18 protein-coding genes are annotated in these 20501 nt (G+C 65.8%); 15 read left to right on the top strand and 3 right to left on the bottom strand.

Annotation, left to right across the window (positions count from 1 at the left end):
• The first annotated feature begins 85 nt into the window (after nucleotides 1-85).
• The 12 genes from atpE (at nucleotide 86) to AC6LJ2_RS25785 (ending at nucleotide 13724) form a co-directional block, all read left to right on the top strand.
• Nucleotides 86-328, top strand: coding sequence for a F0F1 ATP synthase subunit C (gene atpE, locus AC6LJ2_RS25840; RefSeq protein ID WP_003815363.1), 243 nt, complete (start codon nucleotides 86-88; stop codon nucleotides 326-328).
• Between the two features lie 142 nt (nucleotides 329-470).
• Complete coding sequence (locus AC6LJ2_RS25835; protein WP_006227275.1) at nucleotides 471-941, top strand: F0F1 ATP synthase subunit B; 471 nt, start codon at nucleotides 471-473, stop codon at nucleotides 939-941.
• 12 nt (nucleotides 942-953) lie between these two features.
• Nucleotides 954-1493 (top strand): F0F1 ATP synthase subunit delta, encoded by a 540-nt coding sequence (locus tag AC6LJ2_RS25830; protein WP_025139745.1) that lies wholly within the window; start codon nucleotides 954-956, stop codon nucleotides 1491-1493.
• A gap of 28 nt (nucleotides 1494-1521) precedes the next feature.
• Complete coding sequence (gene atpA / locus AC6LJ2_RS25825) at nucleotides 1522-3063, top strand: F0F1 ATP synthase subunit alpha (RefSeq protein ID WP_263915743.1); 1542 nt, start codon at nucleotides 1522-1524, stop codon at nucleotides 3061-3063.
• Nucleotides 3064-3161: 98 nt separating this feature from the next.
• Nucleotides 3162-4067 carry a F0F1 ATP synthase subunit gamma gene (atpG, locus tag AC6LJ2_RS25820; RefSeq protein ID WP_263915742.1) on the top strand — a complete coding sequence of 302 codons (906 nt, stop codon included), beginning with the start codon at nucleotides 3162-3164 and terminating at the stop codon, nucleotides 4065-4067.
• Nucleotides 4068-4109: 42 nt separating this feature from the next.
• Nucleotides 4110-5513, top strand: coding sequence for a F0F1 ATP synthase subunit beta (atpD, locus tag AC6LJ2_RS25815; protein ID WP_263915741.1), 1404 nt, complete (start codon nucleotides 4110-4112; stop codon nucleotides 5511-5513).
• 9 nt (nucleotides 5514-5522) lie between these two features.
• The gene (locus AC6LJ2_RS25810; protein ID WP_006392535.1) at nucleotides 5523-5948 is read left to right on the top strand and encodes a F0F1 ATP synthase subunit epsilon; all 426 of its coding nucleotides are present in this window, start codon (nucleotides 5523-5525) and stop codon (nucleotides 5946-5948) included.
• Between the two features lie 186 nt (nucleotides 5949-6134).
• The gene (locus tag AC6LJ2_RS25805; RefSeq protein ID WP_498152466.1) at nucleotides 6135-7028 is read left to right on the top strand and encodes a response regulator; all 894 of its coding nucleotides are present in this window, start codon (nucleotides 6135-6137) and stop codon (nucleotides 7026-7028) included.
• 196 nt (nucleotides 7029-7224) lie between these two features.
• Complete coding sequence (gene hemE, locus AC6LJ2_RS25800; protein WP_263915739.1) at nucleotides 7225-8298, top strand: uroporphyrinogen decarboxylase; 1074 nt, start codon at nucleotides 7225-7227, stop codon at nucleotides 8296-8298.
• Between the two features lie 295 nt (nucleotides 8299-8593).
• On the top strand, nucleotides 8594-10696 hold the full coding sequence (locus AC6LJ2_RS25795) for a primosomal protein N' (RefSeq protein ID WP_498152465.1): 2103 nt from the start codon (nucleotides 8594-8596) through the stop codon (nucleotides 10694-10696).
• Nucleotides 10697-10760: 64 nt separating this feature from the next.
• Nucleotides 10761-12824 (top strand): UvrD-helicase domain-containing protein, encoded by a 2064-nt coding sequence (locus AC6LJ2_RS25790; RefSeq protein ID WP_263915737.1) that lies wholly within the window; start codon nucleotides 10761-10763, stop codon nucleotides 12822-12824.
• Nucleotides 12825-12896: 72 nt separating this feature from the next.
• Entirely contained in the window at nucleotides 12897-13724 is an 828-nt protein-coding gene (locus AC6LJ2_RS25785; RefSeq protein ID WP_263915736.1) for a helix-turn-helix domain-containing protein, read from the top strand.
• 16 nt (nucleotides 13725-13740) lie between these two features.
• On the opposite strand, the gene AC6LJ2_RS25780 is transcribed toward AC6LJ2_RS25785, so the two are convergent.
• Nucleotides 13741-14799 (bottom strand): threonine aldolase family protein, encoded by a 1059-nt coding sequence (locus tag AC6LJ2_RS25780; protein WP_498152464.1) that lies wholly within the window; start codon nucleotides 14797-14799, stop codon nucleotides 13741-13743.
• A 138-nt stretch (nucleotides 14800-14937) separates the two neighbouring features.
• On the opposite strand from AC6LJ2_RS25780, the gene AC6LJ2_RS25775 reads away from it, so the two are divergent.
• Nucleotides 14938-15837 (top strand): class II glutamine amidotransferase, encoded by a 900-nt coding sequence (locus AC6LJ2_RS25775; RefSeq protein WP_498152463.1) that lies wholly within the window; start codon nucleotides 14938-14940, stop codon nucleotides 15835-15837.
• Here the strand turns inward: AC6LJ2_RS25775 and AC6LJ2_RS25770 are convergent.
• Complete coding sequence (locus AC6LJ2_RS25770) at nucleotides 15804-16640, bottom strand: SDR family NAD(P)-dependent oxidoreductase (protein ID WP_498152462.1); 837 nt, start codon at nucleotides 16638-16640, stop codon at nucleotides 15804-15806. The two genes, AC6LJ2_RS25775 and AC6LJ2_RS25770, sit on opposite strands and share 34 nt — an antisense overlap.
• A 174-nt stretch (nucleotides 16641-16814) precedes the next feature.
• On the opposite strand from AC6LJ2_RS25770, the gene AC6LJ2_RS25765 reads away from it, so the two are divergent.
• Complete coding sequence (locus AC6LJ2_RS25765) at nucleotides 16815-17747, top strand: GlxA family transcriptional regulator (RefSeq protein ID WP_498152461.1); 933 nt, start codon at nucleotides 16815-16817, stop codon at nucleotides 17745-17747.
• A gap of 135 nt (nucleotides 17748-17882) precedes the next feature.
• Nucleotides 17883-18509 carry a hypothetical protein gene (locus tag AC6LJ2_RS25760; protein ID WP_263915731.1) on the top strand — a complete coding sequence of 209 codons (627 nt, stop codon included), beginning with the start codon at nucleotides 17883-17885 and terminating at the stop codon, nucleotides 18507-18509.
• Between the two features lie 111 nt (nucleotides 18510-18620).
• Here AC6LJ2_RS25760 and dapD read toward each other — a convergent pair whose 3' ends face one another.
• Nucleotides 18621-19601: a 2,3,4,5-tetrahydropyridine-2,6-dicarboxylate N-succinyltransferase gene (dapD, locus tag AC6LJ2_RS25755; RefSeq protein WP_263915730.1), complete on the bottom strand. Its 981-nt coding sequence runs from the start codon at nucleotides 19599-19601 to the stop codon at nucleotides 18621-18623.
• Between the last annotated feature and the right edge of the window lie 900 nt (nucleotides 19602-20501).

Here is a 20501-nt window from a genome sequence, read left to right as displayed (position 1 = left end):
GGCGCTGGATAGCAAGATCCTCTTGCATTGAGCAGTACCCTCATTTTTTATTTTTTGACTTCAGATTTCTAACCAAGGAGTTGTCATGACCAACGTCGCTTTCGTTGCTCTCGCTTGCGGTCTTATCATCGGTCTGGGCGCTATCGGCGCTTGCATCGGCATCGCACTGATGGGCGGCAAATATCTGGAAGCCTCGGCTCGTCAGCCTGAACTGATGAACGCTCTGCAAACGAAGATGTTCCTGCTGGCTGGCCTGATCGACGCGGCATTCCTGATCGGCGTGGGTATCGCCATGCTGTTCGCCTTCGCCAACCCGTTCGTCGGCTAAGGCACGCCCGCCGGCGAAAAGGCGGGTCATGACGCTGGCGGCGATGTGGGCATAAGCCCCGTCGCCGGTCAGCAAAGTATCGAGTGCTCCGCGTTGCCCCTCCCGGGTGCCGTCGGAGCCGCAAGGTGTTAAAGGAACGACCGTGAATCTGAACGCGACGATCATTTTCCAGATGCTCGTGTTCTTCGTTCTGGGCTGGTTCACGATGAAATTCGTGTGGCCTCCTCTGACGAAGGCGATGGACGAGCGCCGCCAAAAAATCGCCGACGGCCTTGCCGCCGCCGAGAAGGGCAAGGCCGATCTGGCCCAGGCCCAGGCGCGCGTCAGTCTGATCGAGGCTTCTGCCAAGTCCGAAAACCACGCCCGCATCATCGAGGCCGAGAAACAAGCCGCCTCCCTGATCGAGCAGGCCCGCCGTGAAGCGGAAGCCGAGCGTGCCCGCATCGTGGCGCAAGCTGCACAGGATGCCGCGCAGGAAGTCCAGCGCGCCCGTGATTCGCTGCGCGACGACGTTGCCGCGCTGGCTGTCAAGGGTGCTGAACAGATCCTCAAGCGCGAGGTTGACGCCCGCGCGCACGCCGAGCTGCTGAACCAGCTTCGCGCGCAGCTTTAATCCGGGACCGTCATGGCTGAACTTTCCACTGTTGCCAGGCCCTACGCCGAAGCCTTGTTCGCCGCCGCGCGCGACGACAAGGCCGGTCTGCAGGTCTGGGCCGACCTGGTCAGCGAGCTGGCGCAGGTCGCATCCAACCCCGACGTGCGCGAGGCCATGGCCGACCCGCGTCTGGGTGACAAGCAGCGCGTCGACCTGTTTACCGGCCTGATCAAGGCCGATTTGCCGCAAGCCGCCCGCAATTTCATCGAGCTGCTGGTTGAAAACGACCGGCTGCTGCTGCTGCCCGATATCGCCACGCAATTCGTGGTGCTGCGGAATCGTCACGATGGCACGGCGCAGGCGGAAATCACCAGCGCGTTCGAGCTGAGCGATGCCCAAGTCAAAGAACTGGTCACCGCCCTTGAACACAAATTCGGCCTCAAGCTCAAGCCCAGCGTCACCGTCGACCCGTCGTTGATTGGCGGCGTGCGCGTGGCCGTCGGGGACCAGGTGCTCGATACGTCCGTACAAGCCCAATTGGCCCGCATGCGCGATACGCTCGCCGCTTAAGGCAACTAACAGGATTCCAGGAGTCAATATGCAACTCAATCCCTCCGAGATCAGCGAACTGCTCAAGAGCCGCATCGAGGGCCTGGGCGCTTCGGCTGATGTCCGTACTCAGGGCACCGTCGTGTCCGTGACCGACGGTATTACCCGCATCCACGGCTTGTCCGACGTGATGCAGGGCGAAATGCTCGAATTCCCCAACAACGTTTTCGGTCTGGCGCTCAACCTCGAGCGCGATTCCGTCGGCGCCGTTATTCTCGGTGACTACACCGGCATCTCCGAAGGCGACCAGGTCAAGACGACCGGCCGCATTCTGGAAGTTCCGGTCGGTCCCGAACTGAAAGGCCGCGTGGTCAACACGCTGGGCGAGCCGATCGACGGCAAGGGCCCGGTCAACGCCAAGGCCACCGACATCATCGAAAAAGTGGCGCCTGGCGTTATCGCCCGCCGCTCGGTGTCGCAGCCGCTGCAAACCGGCGTCAAGGCTATCGACTCGATGGTTCCCATCGGCCGTGGCCAGCGCGAACTGATCATTGGCGACCGCCAGACCGGCAAGACCGCCGTGGCCGTCGACACCATCATCAGCCAGAAGGGCAAGGGCGTCACCTGCGTGTACGTCGCTATCGGCCAGAAGGCTTCCACGATCAACAACGTGGTTCGCAAGCTGGAAGAGCACGGCGCGCTGGAATACACCATCGTCGTGGCCGCTTCGGCTTCCGACTCGGCCGCCATGCAGTACCTGGCCGCCTACGCCGGCTGCACGATGGGCGAATACTTCCGCGATCGTGGCGAAGACGCCCTGATCGTCTATGACGACCTGACCAAGCAAGCCTGGGCCTACCGCCAAGTGTCGCTGCTGCTGCGCCGTCCGCCGGGCCGCGAAGCCTACCCGGGCGACGTGTTCTACCTGCACTCGCGCCTGCTGGAACGCGCTGCCCGCGTGAACGAAGACTACGTCGAGAAGTTCACCGATGGCGCCGTCAAGGGCAAGACCGGCTCGCTGACCGCGCTGCCGATCATCGAAACCCAGGCTGGCGACGTGTCCGCCTTCGTTCCGACCAACGTGATCTCGATCACCGACGGCCAGATCTTCCTGGAAACCGACCTGTTCAACGCCGGTGTCCGTCCCGCCATCAACGCCGGTATCTCGGTGTCGCGTGTGGGTGGCGCTGCGCAGACCAAGGTCATCAAGAAGCTGTCCGGCGGTATCCGTACCGACCTGGCGCAGTACCGTGAACTGGCCGCCTTCGCGCAGTTCGCTTCCGACCTGGACGACGCCACCCGTCGCCAGCTGGAACGCGGCAAGCGCGTGGTCGAACTGCTCAAGCAGCCGCAATACCAGCCGCTGCAAGTGTGGGAACTGGCCGTCACGCTGTACACGGTCAACAACGGCTACCTGGATGACGTGGACGTGGCCCAAGTGCTGTCGTTCGAGAAGTCGCTGAAGGATCAGCTCAAGGCCAAGCATGCGGCCCTGATCCAGCGCATCGAAGACACCAAGGAACTGTCCAAGGACGACGAGGCCGAACTGGCCACCGCCGTTCAGGAATTCAAGAAGCACGGTGCTTTTTAAGAAAGTGATGGGTTAGGCGTCTGCAACGCCTCACCCATCCTTACCGGATGGTTGAGGCGTGAGCGGAACCCATCGGCCAGTCTTCACAGGAAAGCGCAATGCCCGGAATTAAGGAAATCCGAACCAAGATCAAGAGCGTGCAAAACACGCGCAAGATCACCAAGGCGATGGAAATGGTCGCCGCATCCAAGATGCGCAAGGCGCAGGAACGGATGCGTGCCGGTCGTCCGTACGCCACCAAGGTGCGCGAGATTGCTGCGCACCTGATGCAAGCCAACCCCGAGTACAGCCACCCGTACCTGGTCGAACGCGAAGTCAAGGCGGTCGGCGTGGTCATGGTGACGACCGACAAGGGTTTGTGCGGCGGCTTGAACACCAACATCACTCGCGTGGTGCTGGGCAAGCTGAAAGAGTTCGAGAAGAACGGCATCGCCGTGCAAGCGACCGCTTTCGGCAACAAGGGCGTGGGTGTGCTGACCCGTATCGGCGCCAAACTGGTGTCCCAGGACGTGCAACTGGGCGACAAGCCGCAACTGGACCGCCTGCTGGGCGCGATCAAGGTGCAGCTGGACGCCTACCTGGAAGGCCGCATCGACGCGCTGTACGTGGCTTCGACCCGCTTCGTCAACACGATGAAGCAGGAGCCGCTGTTCCTGCGCCTGCTGCCGTTGGCCAGCGGTTTGGAAGATCCGTACCAGACGGGCGCCGAAAGCCTGGCGAAGACGTCGGAAGTGAAGTCGGACTACAGCTGGGATTACATCTACGAACCCGACGCCCGTAGCGTGATCGACGACCTGCTGCAGCGTTACGTTGAAGGCCTGCTGTACCAAGCCGTGGCCGAGAACATGGCTTCGGAGCAGTCGGCCCGGATGGTCGCCATGAAGGCGGCGTCGGACAACGCCAAGAAGGTCATCGGCGATCTGCAGCTGGTCTACAACAAGACCCGCCAGGCCGCGATCACCAAAGAAATTTCGGAAATCGTAGGGGGCGCTGCCGCCGTTTAAGGCAGGCAGCTCCCATCTAAAGCTATCAAGCAAGGAATCGACATGAGCAACGGAACCATCGTTCAGTGCATCGGCGCCGTGGTGGATATTCAGTTCCCCCGCGATCACATGCCCAAGATCTATGAAGCGCTTACCCTGGCCGACGACGAGACCTCCTCGTTCGCCGAAAAGGGCCTGACGCTGGAAGTGCAGCAACAGCTGGGCGACGGCGTGGTGCGTACCATTGCGCTGGGCTCCAGCGACGGCCTGCGCCGCGGCATGAAGGTCACGGGCACGGGCGCCCCGATCTCGGTGCCGGTCGGCACCGGCACGCTGGGCCGCATCATGGACGTGCTGGGTCGTCCCATCGACGAAGCCGGCCCGATCCAGCACGAAGAAAAGCGTGGCATCCACCAATCGGCTCCCCGCTTCGACGAACTGTCGCCGTCGGTGGAACTGCTGGAAACCGGCATCAAGGTTATTGACCTGGTGTGCCCGTTCGCCAAGGGCGGCAAGGTCGGCCTGTTCGGCGGCGCCGGCGTGGGCAAGACCGTCAACATGATGGAACTGATCAACAACATCGCCAAGCAGCACAGCGGTCTGTCGGTGTTTGCCGGCGTGGGTGAGCGTACCCGCGAAGGCAACGACTTCTACCACGAAATGGAAGAGTCGAACGTTCTGGACAAGGTCGCCATGGTGTTCGGTCAGATGAACGAACCCCCGGGCAACCGTCTGCGCGTGGCGCTGACCGGCCTGACGATGGCCGAGAAGTTCCGCGACGAAGGCCGCGACATCCTGTTCTTCGTCGACAACATCTACCGCTACACCCTGGCCGGTACCGAAGTGTCGGCACTGCTGGGCCGTATGCCGTCGGCCGTGGGCTACCAGCCCACGCTGGCCGAAGAAATGGGCAAGCTGCAAGAGCGCATCACGTCGACCAAGACCGGCTCGATCACCTCGATCCAGGCCGTGTACGTCCCTGCGGACGACTTGACCGACCCGTCGCCTGCCACGACCTTCCAGCATTTGGACTCGACCGTCGTGCTGTCGCGTGACATCGCCTCGCTGGGTATCTACCCCGCCGTGGACCCGCTGGATTCGTCCAGCCGCCAGCTCGACCCGCAAGTCGTCGGCGAAGAGCACTACGCCGTGGCCCGTGGCGTGCAGCAAACGCTGCAGCGCTACAAGGAACTGCGCGACATCATCGCGATTCTGGGCATGGACGAACTGTCGCCGGAAGACAAGCAGGCCGTGGCCCGCGCGCGCAAGATCCAGCGCTTCCTGTCGCAGCCGTTCCACGTGGCCGAAGTGTTCACCGGCTCGCCCGGCAAGTACGTTCCGCTGGCTGAAACCATCCGTGGTTTCAAGATGATCGTGAACGGCGAATGCGATGCCCTGCCGGAACAGGCCTTCTACATGGTCGGTTCGATCGACGAGGCCTTCGAGAAGGCCAAGAAACTGCAATAAGGAACCGATATGGCTACCCTGCATGTGGATGTCGTCAGCGCAGAGGAAGCGATCTTCTCCGGTGAGGCGAAGTTCGTGGTGCTGCCTGGCGAGGCGGGTGAACTGGGCATTCTGCCCGGCCACACCCCGCTGATTTCGCGCATACGCCCCGGGACGGTCAAGATCGTTCGTGCCGACCAAGGCGAGGAAAACATCTTCGTCGCCGGGGGCATTCTGGAAGTGCAGCCGGGCAGCGTGACGGTCCTGGCCGACACCGCCATCCGTGCCGCGGACCTGGACGAAGCCCGTGCCCTGGAAGCGCGCAAGCGCGCCGAAGAGGCCCTGGCCAACGCCAAGGACAAGGCCGACATCGCGGTTGTCGAAGCTGAACTCGCCATGCTGGCTGCGCAAGCCATCGCGGCGCGCAAGCTGCGCCAAGGCGGCCGTTCGCACTAAGCGACAGTTGTCCGCCGGGGTTTGCCCCGGACTTGAAAGAAGCGGCCCACGGGCCGCTTTTTTCATGCCGGCCGCGGGGCTCCCGGTCTCGGCAAACCATCAGGAAAGTTGCGTTCGCTACGAATGGCGAGCGGAACGGCCCGCCCGTAGCCTTCAACTTTAGGCAAGCTGCCTGAGGAAGAAAGCGTGCGAGACACCACGGATTGCGGGGTACTGCTGACCCCTGGCCACGAAACTGCCATGCGCGACTGGGTCGTGCGCGACCAGCCCAGGCTGGCCAGGGTGCGGCTGCACCTGGTGCCTTTGCGGGCCCAGGCCGCCGTGGCAGGGGCACCCGATAGCCGCGCTGCCGGCAGACGGGCTGGCACAGGCGTTGCGAGCGTTTCCGCCCGGGTCGCCAGCGACGGCCCGGACATTCACGCGCTGGCCCGGCTGGCAGTGGGCCTGCGGCGCTACGACCATTGCATCCTGCCCGTCGCGCCGGCCTCGCTGGCCTGGACGCGCATGGCCTTGCAGCAGGCGGGCGAGTCGCTGGTCACGCCGGTGCTGCTGTTCGTGCACGACATGACCGCGCCGGCCATCGAAGACCTGCTGCAACTGGGCGCGGCCGATTTCATGACGGCGCCGTATTGCCTGGAAAGCCTGCGGGTGAGGCTGGGGCGCCTGGCCCGGCGCGGGCCGTGGGCGCCATCTGGCCAGCTCGCGGAAGCCGGGGTCGTGTACCCCGCGCCGGACCCGGACAGGGCTGGCCGGCCTGATGCAAGACTGCCGCTGGCTCGGCAGGTGCCGCCGTCGGACGTTCGTCCGCCACTGGCGCGTCAGGTGCTGCAGCAAGGCCTGGCGGGCCTGCAGCACCAGGCGGACCGGGGCACGCACGAGCCTTTTCGCCAAGCCAAGGCGCGGGTGGTGGACGGCTTTGAGTCCGACTACATCCGCCTGGCGTTGTCGCGCCACCAGGGCAATGTGGCACGGGCCGCCCGGGCCTCCAGCAAGCACAGGCGGGCATTCTGGGCGCTGATGCGCAAGCACGGCATCGACGCCGCGCCGTACCGGCGCCGGGCTGAACGCGGCGACGTCTGACGGGCATTGCCCGGCAACACGGCGCGGCGCATGGCGCACGGGCCGGCGCAGCAGCCACGGAGGTTGCCGGCCGCCAGGGCTGGAATCCAAGTGAAAAACGTCCGGCTTTGCGCACCGGCAAGGCGTTGGCAGGCACCGGTCATGCCCTGTCAGCTTGGGGCAGTAAAATCACGGCTTCCGATCATCGAGGATAGTCGTGTCCGCTGCCGTCTTGAAGAACGATGTGTTCTTGCGCTCGCTCTTGCGCGAGCCCGTGCCCTATACCCCCATCTGGCTCATGCGCCAGGCGGGTCGCTACCTGCCCGAATACCGCCAGACGCGGGCGCGGGCCGGTTCCTTCATGGGCCTGGCTCAGAACCCGGACTACGCGTCGGAAGTCACGTTGCAGCCGCTCGAGCGCTTCGACCTGGACGCGGCCATCCTGTTTTCCGACATCCTGACCGTGCCGCACGCCATGGGCCTGGGCCTGGACTTCGCCGAGGGCGAGGGCCCGCGCTTTGCCCGCCCGGTGCGCACGGAAGATGACGTGGCGCGCCTGGCCGTGCCCGACATGGACAAGCTGCGCTATGTGTTCGATGCGGTATCCACCATCCGCCGCGACCTGGACGGCAAGGTGCCGCTGATCGGCTTTGCCGGCAGCCCCTGGACGATCGCCTGCTACATGGTCGAAGGGCAGGGCAGCGACGACTACCGCCTGATCAAGACCATGCTGTATTCGCGTCCGGACCTGCTGCACCGCATTCTCGAAATCAACGCCGAAGCTACCCTGCAGTACCTGAATGCGCAGATCGCCGCGGGTGCGCAGGCCGTGATGCTGTTCGACAGCTGGGGCGGCGTGCTGGCCGACGGCCTGTTCCAGCAGTTCTCGCTGGCCTATACCCGCAAGGTCGTGGCGGGCCTGACCCGCGAACACGAAGGGCGCCGCGTGCCCGCGATTGTCTTCACCAAGGGGGGCGGACAGTGGCTGGAAGCCATCGCCGCTTGTGGTTGCGATGCCGTGGGCCTGGACTGGACCGTGGACCTGGCTGCGGCGCGGCGCCGCACCGGCGATTCGGTCGCGTTCCAGGGCAACCTGGACCCCATGGCGTTGTTCGGCGGCGGCCCCGCCATCCGTGCCGAGGCGCGCCGGGTGCTGGATGCCTTCGGCCCGGTGGGCAAGGGCGGCCATGTGTTCAACTTGGGCCATGGCATTTCGCGTTTCACGCCGCCCGAAGCGGTAGCCGAATTGGTCGACGAAGTCCACCAACACAGCCGTTCGCTCAGAGGGTAAGTGAGTGAACGCTTCGGCCCTTAGGGCCGAAGCTGGAGGCCCCGGGCGGAGACTTGTGCACAGCAAGATTACGCTTGGGGAAAACCCTCTAGAAGCTTGTTTACAATCTTGGAAGTTTGCATAAGCTGTTGTTTTTGTTGGAATAAAATAGGTTTTCAACAGCTTTGCAAGACTTGATGCAATCTTGCCTTATTCCAATTTCTGACGTTGCTCCAGCCTTTTCCCCAAAGTTATCCACAGGGTAGGGACCGGAGCCGTTTCGGGTCCGCCCAGTCAATGTTCCGTTCCGCAGCTCATGTCTGAAGTCTTCGCGCTGGTCGAATCCACGCCGGTCGAGCCGGCGGCGACCTGCTGGGTGCGCGTGGCGCTGGACGTGCCGCTGCCCGGTCCGTTCGACTATCGCCACACAGCCCCCATTACGGCGGGCCTGCGGGTGATCGTGCCGTTCGGCCGCCGCAAGCTGGTCGGCGTGGTGGTGGACAACCCGGCCGAACCGTCCTTCGAACCGAAGCAGATCAAGCCGATCGAGGCGGTGCTGGAAGACCTGCCGCCGTTTGACGACGCCTGGCTGCGCCTGGCCCGGTTTGCCGCCGAATACTATCAACGGCCGCTGGGCGAGGTGATGCTGCCCACGCTGCCGCCACCGCTGCGCAAACCCACCGCCTACCAGGGCAAGCGGTCGGCGGGCGGCCCGGTGGCGCGGCTGGATGCGCGCAAACGCAAGGCGGTACGCGCCGCCGCGACGGCCGACCAGCCGCCCGACCTGAACGACGCCCAGCAGACCGCGGTAGACGCCATCGCCGGGCTGACAAGCTTCAAGCCGGTGCTGCTGTACGGCGTAACCGGCAGCGGCAAGACCGAGGTCTACCTGCGCGCCGCCGAAAAGGTCCTGGCGGCCGGGCGCCAGGTGCTGCTGATGGTGCCGGAAATCAACCTGACACCGCAGCTGGAAGGTGCGCTGCGGGCCCGGCTGGAAAGCCTGGTGGGCCCGGACGGCCTGGCGGTGATGCATAGCGGCCTGTCCGATGGCGAACGGCTGCAGGCCTGGTCGCGGGCGCAACGCGGCCAGGCGCGGATGCTGCTGGGCACGCGCATGTCGATCTTTGCGCCGATGAGCGAGCTGGGCCTGATCGTGGTCGACGAAGAGCACGATGCGTCCTACAAGCAGCAGGACGGCCTGCGCTATTCCGCGCGCGACCTGGCGGTGTGGCGCGCACACGACCTGGATATTCCGGTGGTGCTGGGGTCGGCCACGCCGTCGCTGGAAACCTGGCAGCACGCCGAGCGCGGGCGCTACCTGCGGCTGGCCTTGCCGGCGCGCGCGCGGTCCAGCACCTTGCCGTCGATGAAGCTGGTGGACACCCGCCGCCTGCAAATGAAGCACGGCATGTCGCCGCAGCTGCTGGAAGCCATCGGCGAGCGCCTGGCCAACAAAGAGCAGTCGCTGATTTTCCTGAACCGGCGCGGCTTTGCGCCGGTGCTGCATTGCCAATCCTGCGGTTGGGTCAGCAACTGTCCGCGCTGCACGGCCTTCACCGTGCTGCATCGCGCGGGCCGTGGCCACCGCCTGCAATGCCATCACTGCGGCTACCAGGCGCCGGTGCCGCATGCCTGCCCCGAATGCGGCGACCAGGATCTGGCGCCGATGGGTCGCGGCACCCAGCGCGTGGAAGAGCACCTGGCCGAGCTGTTCCCCGAAGCCCGCATCCTGCGCATCGATGCCGACAGCACGCGCAAGAAAGGCAGCGCCGAGGCCCTGTTCGCCTCGGTGCATGCGGGCGAGGTCGACATCCTGGTGGGCACCCAGATGGTGGCCAAGGGCCACGATTTTGCGCGGCTGGGGCTGGTGGGGGTGTTGAATCCGGACTCGGCCCTGTTTGCCCACGATTTCCGCGCGCCCGAACGCCTGTTCGCCCAGCTGATGCAGGTGGCGGGGCGGGCCGGGCGCCACCAAGGCAACGGCCAGGTCATCATCCAGACCGGTTACCCCGAGCAGCCCGTGTACCAGGCCCTGCTGCGGCACGACTACGCGGGTTTTGCCCGCCATGCGCTGCACGAACGCGAGAGCACCGGCCTGCCGCCGTTTGCCTACCAGGCGCTATTGACGGCCGAGGCGCGCGAGCTGGCGGTGGCGCAGGCATTCCTGCAGCAGGCGCGGGCCTTGCCCGAAGGCGAATGGGCAGCCGATTTCCCGGGGCTGGACGCCATCATGCTGTACGACCCGGTGCCGCTGCGGGTGGTGCGGGTGGCCAATATCGAGCGCGCCCAGTTGCTGGTCGAAAGCACCAGCCGCCCGGCGTTGCAGGCGTTTCTGGCGTCGTGGTCGCACCATCTGCCGTATCTGGCCAACGAGGCCCGCGTGCGCTGGCAACTGGAGGTCGATCCGCTGGAAATCTGACGGCGGCGGCCTCGGCGTCGCCACCCTGATTGCTCTATGATCGTGCTCCATTCTCTGAGTCTCCATGTCCGCAAGCGAACCCATTGGCCACGGCCTGAACCCCGCGCAGAAAGAAGCGGTGCTGTACCTGGACGGCCCTTGCCTGGTGCTGGCCGGCGCAGGCAGCGGCAAGACGCGCGTGATCACGCAGAAGATCGCCTACCTGCTGCGCGAATGCGGTTACATGGGCCGCAACGTGGTGGCGCTGACCTTCACCAACAAGGCCGCGCGCGAGATGGACGAGCGCGTCAAGACGCTGGTCGACCGCAAGCTGGGCAAGGGCCTGACCATCAGCACCTTCCACTCGCTGGGGGTGAAGATGCTGCGCGAAGAGGCTCGCAATGCCGGCCTGAAACCCACGTTTTCGATCCTGGATGCCGATGACGCCATGGCGATCATCCAGGAACTGCTCGCCACCACCGACAAGGGCCGGCTGCGCCACGTGCAGGGCATCATCTCGCTGTGGAAGAACGCGCTGATGGAACCGGACGATGCCGCGCGCGAAGCCATCACGCCGGGCGACGTCGAAGCCGCCAATGTCTACCGCAGCTATGCCGCCACGCTGGCCGCCTACCAGGCGGTGGATTTCGACGACCTGATACGCATCCCGGCGATGCTGCTGGCCAACAACGAAGAAGTGCGCACCCGCTGGCAGAACCGCGTGCGCTATTTGCTGGTGGACGAATACCAGGACACCAACGTGTGCCAGTACCGCCTGGTGCAGCTATTGACCGGGCCGCGCGCCATGTTCACGGCGGTGGGCGACGACGACCAGGCCATCTACGCCTGGCGCGGTGCCACCATCGAGAACCTGGCCAAGCTCACGACCGACTACCCGAACCTCAAGCTCATCAAGCTGGAGCAGAACTATCGGTCGGTGCAGCGCATCCTGGCGGCGGCCAACCAGGTGATCGAAAAGAATCCCAAGCTGTTCGACAAGAAACTGTGGTCGGACCTGGGCGTGGGCGAGCCCATCGTGGTGTCGGCCATGGACGGCGAAGAGCAGGAAGCCGAATCCATCGCCATGAAGATCTCGGCCTCGCGCTTCGAACGCCAGGCGCAATGGAAGGACTTCGCCATCCTGTATCGCGGCAATCACCAGTCGCGCATTCTCGAGCAGGCGCTGCGCAACCTGAAGATTCCGTACACGATCTCGGGTGGGCAGAGCTTTTTCGACAAGGCCGAAGTGCGCGACGTGCTGTCGTACCTGCGCCTGTTGGCCAACGACGATGACGATCCCGCTTTCATTCGCGCGGCCACCACGCCCAAGCGCGGCATCGGCCAGGCCACGCTGCAGACGCTGGGCCAGTACGCCGCCAGCCGCGAGCTTTCGATGCTGGCGGCGGTGGAAGAAACCGGCCTGGAGAGCCTGCTGGCTCCGCGCCAGCTGGAACCCCTGCGCACCTTCACCGAATTCATCCGCCGCATGCAGTGGCGCGCCGGCCGGGGCGCCACGTCGGGCAAGGACGCCGCACCGGCTGAACCCGCCGGCGTCATCCTGGACGATCTGGTGCAGGCCATCCAATACGAACGCCACCTGTTCGAGCTGTTCGACGAGCGGCCGGCGCAGACGCGCTGGCAGAACGTGCTGGAACTGACCGGCTGGCTCAAGCGCAAGGCCGAAGAAGACAACATGTCGCTGTTCGACCTGGTGCAGCACGTGGCGCTGGTCACCATGCTGGAGCGCGGCGAAGAAGAAGAGCCGGACGCGGTCAAGATGTCGACCCTGCACGCGTCCAAGGGGCTGGAATATCCGCACGTCTACCTGGCCGGCGTCGAAGAAGGCCTGCTGCCGCACCTGGGCAAGGACGACGAAGACGGCGACCCGGCGCGTGCCGCCGAAAACCTGGCCACCCGCATCCAGGAAGAACGCCGCCTGATGTACGTGGGCATCACGCGGGCCCAGCGCAGCCTGAACCTCAGTTGGTGCAAGCGCCGTCGCCGGGCGCGCGAAGACGTGGTGCGCGAGCCATCGCGTTTCATCGAGGAAATGGGGCTGGATGATCCGACCGTGCAGGAAGACGAGACCACGGCCGCCATGAATCCCAAAGAGCGCATGGCCATGCTCAAGGCGTTGCTCAAGAAGTAGCGCCGCAATAAATTACATGACGGAGGGCGGCTTCAGGGCGTATACCTGCCGCTTTGCACCATGGCGCTATCCATGAAGGACGACGTTCGATATCAACCGGTGGCGGGTACGCCGGGCCTGGTGCTGGGCGTAGCGCGCCTGTCCGAATTCCAGTTCGACCGGCACTACCACGTGGATTACCACATCGGCCTGGTGACGCAGGGCGTGCAGCGCCAGACCTTTGGCGGCCGGAGCATCCTGCTGGGGCCCGGCGCGGTGGCGCTGATGCCGCCGGGCGAGGTCCATGACGGCACCGGCGTGGACGACTACGGCCACAGCTATACGCTGAAGACCTTCCGCATCGCGCCGGACCTGATGCGCGGTTTCATCGCCGAAGTCTCGGGGGCGGGGCCGGACGAGCGCTTCACGGGCACGCTGGTCGAAGATGCGCGGCTGGCGGCTCGCTTCATGGCATTGCACGCGTCGTGGATGGACGGCGCGCCTTCCGGTCCGCTGGCGCATGAATCCGTATCGTTGGCGCTGATGGGCGCCTTGTTCGCCCGTACCGGCGCCGTGGCGCCGCAGGATATCCGCGGCGGCCTGTCGGCCGTGCATACGCGCCAGGTGCTGGATTACTGCCAGGCCCACCTGGCCGACAAGATCAGCCTGCAAGACCTGGCGCGGCTGTGCGGCCTGAGCCGCTACCAGTTCCTGCGGCGTTTCGCGCTATCGGTCGGCCTGACCCCGCATGCCTGGCTGACGCGGCTGCGCCTGGAGCGGGCCTGCGCGGTGCTGGCGCGCGCGCAGGCGTCGATCGCGCAGGTCGCGGCCGACGTGGGCTTCTACGATCAAAGCCACTTCAACCGCGCGTTCCGCACGGCCTACGGCGTGGCGCCGTCGGCGTTTCGACGCGCAGCGTAGCCCCGATACGAAGCCCCTACCGGCACTGTTCGCGCAGCGCCGCCAGGAAATGGTCCACGTCCTGCTCGCGGGTGGCGAACGAGGTGACCAGGCGCACCACGCCAGGGCCCCAGCGATCGTGATAGAAGCGAAAGCCCTGTGCGAGCAGGCCTTCGATGGCCGCGGCCGGCAGGCGGCAGAACAGGATATTGGCCTCTGCCGGCCCTTGCGTTTGCACGCCCGGCAGGCCGGCCATGCCGGCGGCCAGGCGGGCCGCCATGGCGTTGGCCTGGCGCGCGTTGCGCAGCCACAGGCCGTCATCCAGATAGGCTTCCATCTGGGCCGACAGCAGGCGCATCTTCGAGAACAGGTGACCGCCGCGCTTGCGCCGGTAAGCCAGTTCGGTGGCCAGGCCCGGCTCGAACAGCACGATGGCTTCCGCGCCCAGCACGCCGTTCTTGGTGGCGCCGAACGACAGCGCCTTGACGCCCGCCTTCCAGGTCATCTCGGCGGGGGTGCAGCCCAGGCTGACCAGCGCGTTGGCAAAGCGTGCGCCGTCCATGTGCAGCGGCAGGCCGGCGCCCCGGCAGATCTCGCTGATCGCGGCGATTTCAGCCAGCGTGTAGACGCTGCCGGTTTCAGTCGCCTGAGTGATGCTGACGCAGGCGGGCTGCATGGAATGCACGTCGCCGACCTTGCGGCGCACTTCGACGGCAAGTTGCGCCGGGTCGATCTTGGCGGCGTCGCCGTCCAGCAAGGTCAGGCGGGCGCCGCTGGTGTAGAACTGCGGCGCGCCGCATTCGTCGTTGGCAATGTGGCTTTGCGCGTGGCACAGCACGCTGCCCCACGGCGGCGTCAGCACCGACAGTGCCAGCGAATTGGCCGCGGTGCCGGTCGGCACCAGCAACACCTCGACCTCGTGTTCGAAAATCTCGGCCAATTGCCGCGCCACGCGCTGGCTGGCGTCGTCGGCGCCATAGGGTTGGGCCTGTCCCTCATTGGCGCGCAGCAGCGCGTCCAGGACTTGCGGGCTGGCGCCGGCGATGTTGTCGCTGGAAAAACCCAGCTGCGGGGAAAACGGGGGGGAAGTGTCCAAGGCAAGGCTCTCTGGCGGATAGGGCGAATGCCCACTATGCCGACCCGGTGGCAGGCGGGCTTGTAGAAAATTGCACGCCGCTTACACTGGGACGTATCGCCAAGGCCCCGCGCCGGGCTTGTCTTGAAGGAGCGCATCATGTGCCGCTGGCTCGCTTACACCGGTAGTCCCCTGCAAATGGAGAGCGTGCTGTTCAAGGCCAGGCACTCTCTGATCGACCAGAGCCTGCACGCCCGCATGAGCGTCACCACCACCAATGGCGACGGCTTCGGCCTGGGCTGGTACAGCCCGCCGCGAGGCGGCCGGCACCCGAATGGCCAAGCACCGAATGACGCACCCCAGGCAAGCCCGCCCCAAGAGCCGCCATTCCGCTACCGCAGCGTGCATCCCGCCTGGAACGACCGCAACCTGCGCGAAGCGGCGCGCGCGATCCACGCCCCGCTCTTCGTGGCGCACATCCGCGCCGCCACCGACACGCCGGCCCAGGAGACCAACTGCCACCCGTTTCGCCACGGCAACTGGCTGTTCGTGCACAACGGCGTGATCCGCGACTACCCGCTCTTGCGGCGCGACTTGATGCTGATGATCGCGCCGAGCTATTTCGGATCCCTGGAAGGGTCGACCGATTCCGAGGTGATGTTCCTGCTGGCGCTGACGTTCGGCCTGGAAGAGGACGCGCTGCCGGCGCTGGCGCGCATGGTCGGCGCGGTCGAAGAGACCGGCCGGCGTCATGGCGTGGCGCAGCCCATCAACATGACGGTCTGCGCCCTGGACGGCGAGCGGCTGATCGCGGTGCGCTATTCCAGCGAACGCGAATCGCGCACCCTGTTTCACAACACCTGCGTGCACCACCTGCGCCAGCTGTACCCGGACGATCCGCAGATCGCGGCGCTGGATGACAACGCCTTCCTGCTGCTGTCCGAGCCGTTGACCGAGATGCCGGGGGCCTGGGAAGAAGTGCCCGAGGCCACCGCCATCATCGCGGCGCACGGCCGGGTGGAGCATTACCCGTTCGTGCCGGTGGCGCCGGGCGCCTGAACGCCGTAGCGGGCCGCGGGCGCATTGCGAGACAGTTCCGGGCCCAGCGCCTGGCGCGCGTCTTCCAGGCGCTGCCACAGGGCCGCTTCGCCCAAGGCGGGAATGGTCACGAACTCGCCCTGGTCCAGGCCGGCCAGCGCGGCCTGCACCATGTCATCGGCGCTCATCACGATGGCGGCCGGCAATTCGCTGGCCGGTTTTCCCGCCAGGTCCCAGAAGTCGGTGCCCGTGGCGCCCGGCAGTACGGCCTGGATGCGCACGCCCTTGTCGGCCAGCTCGTGGCGCAGCGATTGCGAGTACGCCAGCACATACGCCTTGCTGGCGCCATAGACGCCGTTGAGCAGTTCCGGATGCAGCGCCACGACCGACGCGATGTTGATCAGCGTGCCATTGCCGCGCGCGACGAACCCCGGCACCGCGGCCATGGTCAGGCGTGTCAACGCGCTGACGTTCAGGTCGATCATGGCCTGCATCTGGTCGGGGTCCGATTGCAGCAGCGGCGCCACCGAGCCGATACCGGCGTTGTTCACCAGCACGGTCAGCGACTCGTCTTCACGCAGCTCACGCGCCACCCGGGCCAGGCCGTCGGCATCGGCCAGGTCGGCGGGCAATACGCGTACGTCGCGGCCGGTTTCGGCGCGCAGGCGCGCCGCCAGTGCTTCCAGCCGGCCGGCGTTGCGCGCCACCAGCGTCAGGTCATGGCCACGGCGGGCCAGGTGATAGGCGTAGCGCGCGCCGATGCCGGTCGAGGCACCGGTGACCAGGGCGCGGCCGGGCGTGTGATTCAAGGGGGTAGTGCTCATGTTGGCTCCAAGGGGAAGGCGGTGGATGCCGCCGGTACCCATGCAGAGTAGAATTGGCAGGAAATATCCTCAATGACATAGAAACGTCTTTTTAGGACATTCCATGAAATCGGCCGGCTCAGGACGTGGACCCCGGCCTGAGCCAGGGCTTTTCTTCTCTTGGCAGGCTTCTCCATGAAAACGATCGCGATCGTGCTGCACCCCGGTTTCCAGGTTCTGAGCCTGGCCGCCAGTTCCGTTTTCGAAACGGTCAACATGCACCTGGAGTCGGCGCAATACCGGGTGACGCTGGTGTCCGAACACGGTGGTCCGGTGCCCAGTTCACAGGGTTTTTCGGTGGATTCCACCAAGCTGGGCCGGCGCACATTCGACACGCTGATCGTGGCCGGCGACAACATCGGCGCAGGGGCGTCCGATGGTTTGCTGCGCGCCTTGCAGGCCGCCAGCAAGCGCGTGCGTCGCTGCGCCGCCATGTGCACCGGCGCCTTCATCCTGGCGCAGGCCGGCCTGCTGGAAGGGCGCCGCGTCACCACGCACTGGCACTTTGCGCGGCGGCTGCAACGCGAATACCCCGGCCTGCAGGTGGACGAAGACCGCATCTACGTGGCCGACGGCCCGATCTGGACGTCGGCGGGCATGAGCGCAGGCGTAGACCTGGCGCTGGCGATGGTGGAAGCCGACCTGGGGGCGGACGTGGCCCGCATGGTGGCGCGCAAGCTGGTGCTGACGCAGCGCCGCGCGGGTGGCCAGTCGCAGTATTCCGCGTTGCTGGAACTGGACGCCAAGTCCGACCGGGTGCAGACGGCGCTGGCTTACGCCAAGGCCAACCTGAGGGCCGAACTGTCGGTCGACGAACTGGCCCGCGCCGCACACCTGAGCCCGCGCCAGTTCAGCCGCGTCTTCCGCCTGGAAACCGGCCAGTCGCCCGCCAAGGCGGTGGAGCACCTGCGGCTGGAGGCCGCGCAGGGCATGATGCAATCCGGCCGCCACTCGGCCGAGGTGGTGGCGCGCGAAACGGGCTTTGGCGACCGCGACCGCATGCGCAAGGCCTTCCTGCGCGCATTCGGCCAATCGCCGCAGGCGATGCAACGGCTGATACGCGCCTGACCCCGTTATTGCCGCATCTGGCCGCTAAAACGGGGTCATCGAGCACGCTTTGCCGATATGGGGGAGAATGCGTATCGCATGACTTTGCGACGTTCCTGGGCCGCGAAAGCACCCTGATTCCAATAAGGAAGTTGCATGACTGATGACAAAACCCCGCAGGCTCCTGACGCATTGGCGGTGTTTGTAGATACGGGGAGCACCCCGGATTGCTTTGAATTGCACGAGCGCGGCATCGTCCGCCAGCAAGATGGCGAACGCTACTACACCGCTTTCGCCGACATCTCCGACCTGTATTTGTCTGCCCCCGGCCCGCAAGCCGGCCTCGACGGCATCGACCGCTTCGCCTACCGCAGCCGCGCCGAACCTGGCTGGACCCTGGTGCCGGGCGACATCGTCGAATTCCCCCGCTTCATGGACGCCTTCCGCTCGCGCCTGGTCGACCAGCGCCTGCCGGTGCTGGAAGCCCGCCTGGCCGATGGCGCGCAGGTGGCCTTCCGCACGCTGGATGGCGGCGATTTCCCCAACCTGACGACCCGCGAACTGGCCCTGTCGGCCGAAGGCCTGCACATCGGCGCCGACACCTGGCCCTACGAATCGCTGCAACGCATCGACCTGAACGACTGGACCGAAACGGTCAGCCTGCGCACCGACGACGGCGCGACGGTGTTCTCGTGCCCCGCCGCGCGCATCCTGAGTTCGGACCTGTTCGTGAACCTGGTCTACGACCGCCTTGGTGAAACGGCGCAAGCGGCATCGGCCTGACGGCCTGGATGCCTCTGGCGCCACACGCCAGGCGCATAGCGCAATCCCCAAAGTATCAAGGGCCGCGAAAGCGGCCCTTGTGTCGTGGGGGCGCGGCGCTCACCGCGCGGATCAATGGCCCGTATGCAGGGCCGGGTTGAGCGTGCCCCACGCCGCGGTGCGCACCAGCGCCTCGACCGCGCCGGTCTGCGAATTGCGGCGGAACAGCAGCCCATGCTGTCCGGCCAGCTCAACGGCCTTGACGACCGCCCCTTCGGGCGTGAGCACACGCGTGCCGGCGGTGACATAGCAACCCGCTTCGACGACGCAGTCGTCGCCCAACGAGATGCCGATGCCCGAGTTGGCGCCCAGCAGGCAGCGCTTGCCGATGGCAACAACCTGTTTGCCGCCACCAGACATGGTGCCCATGATGGACGCACCGCCGCCGACGTCGGTGCCATCATCGACGATGACTCCTGCACTGATGCGGCCTTCGACCATGGAAGCCCCCAGGGTGCCGGCATTGAAGTTGCAGAACCCTTCGTGCAGTACGGTGGTGCCCGCGGCCAGATGCGCACCGAGCCGCACGCGCGCGGTATCGGCAATACGAACACCCGCGGGCACGACATAGTCGGTCATGCGCGGAATCTTGTCGACGCCGCGAATCTCAAGCACCTGCCCGGTCGCCCGCAACTGCCAGCGCAAGGCGTCGACCTGTTCGACGGCGCAAGGCCCGACCGAGGTCCAGGCGACATTGGCCAACACATTGAACAAGCCATCCAGATTGGCACCGTGCGGCCGAATGAGCCGATGACTGAGCAGATGCAGGCGCAGATAAGCATCATGCGCATCGGCGGGCGGCGCATCAAGCGACGCGATGGCGGTACGCACGGCCACGATATCGACTTTCCGGCGGGTGTCGCGGCCAAGTGAGGTCGGGACGTGTTCACCGAGGGCGGCGCGGGCTTCTTCAGGCGTCAGGTGACGAGTGCCGCCGGCGGGCGAGTTGTCAGCCAGGGAGGGGCGGGGATACCAAGTATCAAGAACGGTGCCGTCGGCGGCAATAGTGGCCAGGCCGTAGGCGATGGCGCTGGTTTGAGTAGCTTGGGACATGGTTCTTGCTGAGTTCTGTTGTGGTTCTTTTTTGGGGGTTCTCTGGGGGAATATTCTAGGCCAGGTTGTTTGTGTCTTGGGGGCTTCGTACTTCGTGGGTCGCCCGTCGCGGGGGTGGCTTGCGGAGTGGGCGCCCACGATTGCGGTCCGGCGCGCCGGCGCCGGACTTCCCCTTCGTCATCCTCGTCCGCCTTCGGCTCCCTACGGATTCCCTCGGGCGCATCGAGGTTGCCCACTCCGCAAGCCACCCCCGCGCCGGGCTACGCGTGTCTCGGTTCGTTGCGCTGCTAGACCTGTGTGCAGGGAATGGAATCTGCGGGGTCGCCAAGCCGCGGCCGCGCGGGCGGCCACGTTTGGCGTTCGTGTTGTTGACAGTGTTGCGGGGACGCTTCGCGCTGTTGGAGATTGGTTTTCTAATGGTTCGCAGTCAGGGGGGAGGGGGCGGTGATGGGCGGCGCGAGCAGGCACTGGCTTGCGCATGCTGATTGTCTCGCGCGCCGCCCATCAGGCGTTGCACATGGGTGTGGAACGCCACGGCATCCGCGCCGCTAGAAGACCGATGGCCGGTGGAGGGCAATTCAACAGGTGATCAAAACGCGCGCGATCCCCGCAAGCGCGAGAGCGGCATCGGTGCACGCAAGACGCCGCGTAAGCCTCGTAAGGCCGCCCGCGCGGCCGGCACGAGGCGGGCACCGTCCCACCCCGCCAACCCCCCCTTGATGGTGGCTAGCATGCCAAGCACACTGACCACCCCAGATACCGTGACTAATCCTCATCAAGAGCGCGTGACGGGGCAGGCGGGTGAGGGCGGGGCGTGTAGATGCGCCCGACGGAATCGGAAGGGAAGGCCGAAGGCCTGGACGACGATGAGGACGGGGCAGTCCGGAGCGAAGGCTCCGG

The sequence above is a fragment of the Achromobacter sp. 1014246743 genome, assembly GCF_059760725.1.
This window is presented reverse-complemented; position numbering and strand designations above follow the sequence as displayed.